The organism is Halochromatium sp., assembly GCF_046541315.1.
Lineage (GTDB): Bacteria > Pseudomonadota > Gammaproteobacteria > Chromatiales > Chromatiaceae > Lamprobacter.
In genome coordinates, this window is record NZ_JBKHDN010000170.1 from 1 (window position 1) to 5,989 (window position 5,989).

A 5,989-nucleotide genomic window follows, 5' to 3' on the forward strand; every position below is an offset into this window, starting at 1 on the left:
CCATGAGCGATACCGTCGTCAGAATCTTCGTCTCCTCGCCCGCCGATGTCGACCATGAGCGCGCCGTGGTCAAGGACATCGTCGAGCAGTTGGCAACGGAGTATCTGCCCTATTTCGAGCTGCGCACGGTGCTCTGGGAAGAGGAAGCGCTGACGGCGGATCGGACCTTCCAGGCCGGTCTCACGCAACCGCAGGATTGCGACATCGTCCTCGTCATCCTCTGGACCCGGCTCGGCTCGCCGCTGCCGCAGCAACCCTATCGCGGCATGACCGGCACCGAGTGGGAGTTCGTCAACGCCGTCGAGGCCTCGGCGCGCACCGGCACCCCGGAGGTGTTGGTGTACAAAAAGACCACGCCGAAGCTGGTCGACATCACCGATGCCGGGCTCGCGCGCGAGGCGATCGACGACCGGCGCCGTCTCGAGGACTTCTTCCGCACCCACTTCTTCTTCGAGGACAACAGCTTTCGCCGCGCCTTTCGCACCTTCGACAACGCCACCGCCTTTCGCGAGCTGGTCGCGACCCAACTGCGCAAGCTGCTGAACCGGCGCATCAGCGCCGAGCGACGCGCGGCCATCGGCGACCTGCGCTGGCAAGGCAGCCCGTTTCGGCCCGATCGGCCCTTCGACACCAGCGACGAGCGCATCTTCACCGGTCGCGAGCAGGAGGTCCGCGAGCTGCTGCGGGCTTTCGAAGGTCTCGCCGCCGGCAAGAGCGGCCTGCTGTTGGTGACCGGCGCGAGCGGCAGCGGCAAGACCTCGCTGCTGCGCGCCGGCGTGCTGCCCCGGCTGACGCGCCCGTTCCAGCTCGATGGGATTGCCGCCGTGCACGTCTGCCTGGTCGAGACCGCGGATGGCTCGGCCGACCCCATCACCGCCCTCGCCGAGGCGCTGTGCGCGCAGGCGACCATCGGCGGACTCTTGGCCCGCTTCGGCTTGGGCGCCCCCGCGCTGAGCCGACTGCTCGGCAGCGCGCCCGAACTGGCCGCGCACCAGATCGGCAGCGCCATCGCCCAGCACGCCTCCGGCAGCGGCGGCGACCATCGGCTGCTGCTGCTGCTTGACCCGCTCGACCGCCTGCTCGAACAGGCCGACGACGAGCCGCTGCGGCGCCTTGCCCAGGCCCTGCATGCGCTGGCGCTGGCGCCGGCCGTCTGGGTCGTTGCGCTGCTGCGCAGCGACGCGGTGCCAGCGCTCGCGCGTTTACCGGCCCTGCACGCGCTGATCCGAACGCATGGTTGGAGCGAGATCGAGCCGCTCTCGGCGGCGCGCATTCGCCAAGTGGTCGAGATCCCGGCGCGCGTCGCCGGCATCGAGCTGGATACGAACAGGCTGGGGGAACGCGGGCTGGTGGAACACCTCGAGGCCGAGGCCGGCCGCCTGCGCCTGTGGCCGCCCTTGCTGCAGCCCGTCCTCGAGGCCGCTTATCGACACGCGCTCCAGCGCCAGGCCGACCGCGGTGGCGGCGGCAGCGAATTATGGCTTTCTGGCGCCGATTATCAGGCCGCCGGCGGCCTCGGCCAGCAGGTGCTGACGCGGGCGACGGCGGTCTGGAGCACGGTCGATGCTGAGACCCGCGCCGCGCTGCCGCGTCTCTGTCGCGCCCTGATCACCTTGGAAGGCGGGGCGATCGGTCAACCCACGCTCCGCTACGGCAATCTCCAGCGGCTGCGCCGCGATCCGTCCTGCAAACGCCTGCTGGAGGCATTGATCGAGGCGCGCTTGATCATCAGCGAGGGCCTGCACGACCCGACCCTGAGCATCCACTGCAAGGCGCCGGACGCTCGCATCGGCAGCGAACTGACCAGGATCTGGCATCGGACCCGGCGCGACTGGCGACGCCGCTGGCAGCGTCCGCAAGCGGTCGGAGCCGATCCGGAGCCGCTTGCGGGCGAGGCGCGGGCGCCGTCGACGCCCGCGGCTCGAACAACCGCCGCGCTGCCAGCGACCGCAGTCGCCGCTGGCAGCGCGCCAACCGTCGATGCCGGCGCTGGTGCCAACGCTAATGCCAACGCCGGCGCCAATACCGACACCGCGCATCAGGATTGGCGCGAATACCAAGCAGTCGCCAGCTTCAGTCATCCCTGGCTGCTGACCCATTGGGAGCCGGTGCGCGCCTGGCTCGCCGTGCCCGGCAACCGCCGGTTGCTGGCGCGGCGCTTCCAGCTCGATCGCCAAGCCCAGCTCTGGAAGCGCACCAATTGCAACAGCGAATACCTGCTGCGCGATGCCGGCTCGGCCGAGGCCCTGGCCTTGCAGGAGACCTATGCCGACGAACTCGAGCCCCTGGAACGCGAGTTCATCGAGCAGTCCAAGGCGCATTTGGCGCTCCTAGGTCGCCGCCGTCTTCTGGTGCGCCTGGTCGGGCTGGTGCTCGCGATCCTGCTGCTGATCTCGGCCCTCTCGGCCGGCTTGGCCTACCTCGCCTATACCGATGCCCAGATCAATCTGAGCCGCAGCAAACTCAACGAGGCCAAACTCTCGATCAACCGGGGCAATACGCGGCAGGCCGTCGCCCTCGCCCTCGATGCCGGCGCCGAGCTGCCGCAGCGCGCGGTGCAGACCCTCGGGCTTGCCTTCAGTAGCAATCGGCTGCTGGCGCTGGCCGCCGCGAGTCCGGTTGCCGACGAACCGCGCGTGCCTGGCTTCAACGCCGAGGGCTCACACCTCGCCACCTTCCTGCCCGGCCGCGGCGCGACATTGCTCAAGCTCGAACAGGGCCGTTTCGAGCCGATCCAGGCCCTTGCCGAGCCGGCGCTCGGGGTGCATACGCTCGTCTTCGGGCCGGGGACCCTGGTGGTCGGCATCGGCGCCGAGGGGATTTGGCGCCTGCCGGCCAGCGCCGACGCCGAACCGGATTATGCCTGCGGCGCGCCGCCCGGGCTCAGTCTCGCCCTCGATGAGAGCCGCCGACGGCTCGCCCTCGGCCGTCCCGGCAGCGAGGGTCAGCAGGATATTTGCGTCGTCGATCTCAGCCAGCCGGGCCGCATCGTTTTCGAGCAAGCGCTCGCCGATGGCCCCTTGCGCAGCCTCAGCTTCGCGCCCGATGGCGAGGCCTTGCTGACCGCCGCCGCCAACGGCCGCGCGCGCCTCATCGACCTCAAGGCCGGCGCCCCGATCCTGTCGCTGCCGAGCGACAAGGCCAGCGGCCGGCCATTCAACCGCGCCGTCTTCGACGCCAGCGGCGAGCGCATCGCCATCGCCTCCGCCGACGATCGCATCCGGCTCTACCGGCGCGATGGCGAACCCATCGCCGAACTCTCATCGGCGCGCATCGGTGGACGCGATTTCAGCATGCATCGCAGCGCGGTGCGCGATGTCGCCTTCGACCCCTCCGGCAACTTCCTGGTCGCTGTCGACGACGAAGGGCAGATCGTGCGTTGGAACCTGAGCGAGGATGCGCGCGGCGCCAAGGACAACCCGCCCCAGCGCTTCGATCAGGCCGTGGTCCTCGCTAGTCATCGGCTGAGCGCGGGGACGGTGCGGATCATCGAGCCGCCCGCGCGCACCGAGGTGAACGAGAGTCTGGTCCTCAGCGCCTCGCTCGACGGCACCGCCAAGCTGACCGGCCTCCAGACCGGCAAGCCCATCGCCGTCCTCGGCCATGACGCCGCCATCGGCGCCGCCGGCTTCCATGCCGAGGGCGAGCGCGTGGCGACCTTCTCGGCGCGCGATGGGACGGTCCGCCTGTGGAGCGTCAAACCAGTGTCGCGGCTCGCCTACAGGCGGCGACATCCGGATCACGTCTGGTACGTCGACACCGCTACCGCGCCGCCCGCCATCGCCCGTGGCGAGGATGCGCTGTTGTTGGCCACGGCGGGCTTCGATGGCGGGGTCAGGGTCTGGCGTTATAGCCGCAAGGATGGAGGCAGCGGACCCACGGCCTGGGCCGAGTTTCTCGATGACGACTCGCAACGTCCGGTGCGCCAGGTCCGCTTCTCGCCGTCCGGCCGCCGCTTGGTCTCGGCGCATAACGATGGCAGCGCGCGTGTCGCCGATCTGATCAACAAGCGCATCGACTGTCGGCTGCAAGTCACCGAGTCCGAGCGGGGCGAGGTCTACAACGCCCTCTTCAGCCCGGATGGCGACTGGATACTGACCACCTCCAACGATCCCGCCACGCCGGTCCGCGTCTTCTCCTCGCAGACCTGCGAGCCGGTGGACACCGCCGATGGTTCCCAGGCTGGGCTTCGGCACGGCGGCCGGGCCATCCAGGCCGCCGCCCTGGCCAGCACCGCGGCGGGCACGCTGGTGGCCACCGGTGACGAGGCCGGCACCCTGCGCCTGAGCGAACGCACCCAAGCCGGTCGCTGGCATCAGCGTTGCCGCATCGAGACCGGCGTCGGCGCCATCGGCGATATCGCGCTGAGCCCGGATGCCCGTCGCATCGCCGTCGCCGGCGAGGCCAACCGTGCGGCCCTGATCAGGCTCGAAGCGCCGACCGCATCCGGCCCCGCCGACGCATCCCGTACCGCCGAGGATCACGACCCCCAGGCCGACGACTGCGGCCCCTTGCGCTACCTCGAGGGCCACGGCGAGCGTCTCTACAGCATCGCTTTCGCGCCGGATGGCAAGCAGCTGGTCACCGCCTCCTTGGACAAGACCGCGCGCCTCTGGGACCGACACGGCGATCCCATCGCGATCCTCGCCGGTCATCAGGATCGCATCTATCGCGCCGAGTTCAGCCCCGACGGGCGCTGGCTGCTCACCGGCTCGCGCGATGGGAGCCTGCGCATCTGGAAGCGCCCATCGAAAGCCAGCGATGGCGTGCAAAGGCTCTCCACCTTCCTCCCCCTGGAAGCCGATGCCGGCGGCGTGGCCAATGCCGTGTTCAGTCCGGATGGTCACTATGTCGCCGGCGCCTATTGGGAGAACGCCATGATCCTCTGGCGCCTCTGGGCCGAGGATGATCCCGCGGCGGCGAGCGAGCGCGCGGACTGGGGACCGGACCGCTCGGCGCTGGCATTGGTGCGCGAGGCCTATCGCTTCCGGCGCGACAATCGGGTCAGCGAGCCGGCCGGACGCCAAGCCGAGGCCGCGGAGGCGCACGACTGATGCGCCACCGCCCGCGTCTCATCGCCTTGTGCCGCCAGGCCTGGACCCGCCTCCGCGCTTGCGGGTTCAATCCCGGCCTGGCGCTGGCCCTGGTTCTGCTCGGGCTGATCGCCAGCCAGATCCCGCTGCGCGAGACCGACATCGCGGTCTACGCGAGCGCCGCCGAGCGCGTCTTCATCCTCGATCAAGATCCCTATCCGCGCCGCCCCGGCGACGTGCTGCCCTTCACCTATCCGCCCACCGCACTGGCGTTGCTGTCTCCGATCGCTGGCCTAGGCCGCGCGCAACTGGCCGAGACGATGCGCGTGCTAAACCTGCTGCTGACACTGGTGGCGATGGTCGTCATCGTCGGCGACCTGGCGCGCGAGGACCCGAGCGGCCGGCTGCGGTTCTGGGGGCCGCTCTACATCGCCGGCTTCGGCGGACTCTATCTGAATCTCCAATTCGGCCAGATCAACCTCCTGCTCCTGCTCTTGATCTGGGGCTACTGGCGCGCGCTGCGCCAGGGTCGCGCCGGCATGGGCGCGGGCGCCCTACTTGCGCTCGGCTGCATCGCCAAGCCACACTATGCACTGCTCGGACTCGGCGCCGGGCCGCTGCCGCGACTTCGGTGGATCATCGGTGGCCTGCTTGCCGGCGGCGCGCTGATCGCGCTCAGCCTGTGGCTGGCGCCGACCGGCAGTTGGACCTCCTGGTGGCGGGAGATCGTCGCCACCACCAGTCTCACCGAGCTGCCGCCCGGTCACAGCTCGCTCGCCGCGCCCTGGAATCGCAGCCTGGCCGGCGCCATCGCGCGTTTCCTGGTGCCGAACAAGTTCAGCACCCCCGTCGCCGACGATCCGGTCCTGGCCGCGCGCCTCAGCGCCACCGCGATCCTGATCGTCATCGCCGTGACCGCCGCGGTACTCTGGCGCTCGCTGCGGCGCGACCTTGCG

Annotated in this window: 2 protein-coding genes; both read left to right on the forward strand. The window is 70.2% G+C overall.

Annotated elements, in window-relative coordinates; translation table 11 throughout:
- Positions 1 to 5,054 (forward strand): AAA family ATPase (locus tag ACLFQI_RS10750; RefSeq protein ID WP_410759226.1); only part of this gene is annotated, 5,054 nt, incomplete at its 5' end.
- The coding region (locus ACLFQI_RS10755; protein ID WP_410759228.1) for a glycosyltransferase family 87 protein at positions 5,054 to 5,989 on the forward strand (936 nt) is incomplete at its 3' end. The genes ACLFQI_RS10750 and ACLFQI_RS10755, both read left to right, overlap by 1 nt.